This window comes from Bacteroides sp. An322 (assembly GCF_002161765.1).
Taxonomy (GTDB): Bacteria; Bacteroidota; Bacteroidia; order Bacteroidales; family Bacteroidaceae; genus Phocaeicola; species Phocaeicola merdavium.
On sequence record NZ_NFIN01000077.1, the window covers coordinates 1 to 539 of the forward strand.

1 protein-coding gene is annotated in these 539 nt (G+C 50.5%); it reads right to left on the reverse strand.

Annotation, left to right across the window (positions count from 1 at the left end; translation table 11 throughout):
- Positions 1-520: ISAs1 family transposase (locus B5F91_RS14795; RefSeq protein ID WP_144025145.1), on the reverse strand; the 520-nt coding region annotated here is incomplete at its 3' end.
- Positions 521-539 lie beyond the last annotated feature (19 nt).

Below are 539 nucleotides of genomic sequence, written 5' to 3' on the forward strand. Positions count from 1 at the left end.
CGTCTGCCGTAACTATGCATCCTGACACATCCACCTTGTCCAACAGTCTGGGCACGGAAGTTATCTCATTGCTTTTTTCTTCGCACATGTCCGTGGCAAGGGTGACACCCCCTTCAAGGGAATAGGCGGACACGATGTCGGAGTTGCGTCCGTTTTCGAGTACCGTCCCTCTCATCGCCTTGCCGTCAATGCAGATGACGTCCCCTGCAAGACCGACAAGCTCATCATGGAAGGCGGAGGTAAATTCGGACATCCGTTCAGACATGGCTTCATCATCAATATGCTTGAATATACGGCAGAGGGTCGGCTCGGACGGCACGCCGTCCAACAAAATCCCTAAAGAGCGGAAGCGTTTCAGGTTACGCTCGCCGAATCTGATTATATCCGGTCTTGTTATACACTTGCCCAGCCGTCCGAGTATTACAAGAAAAAGAATATCTTCCAGCCTGTATTTGTAGTTTCCCTTGTCTGTCCTGCGGTAATCCGGCACTGATTTCACAAATTCTTTCAGATGTTTCATTATGCTGCCACGACGGCAG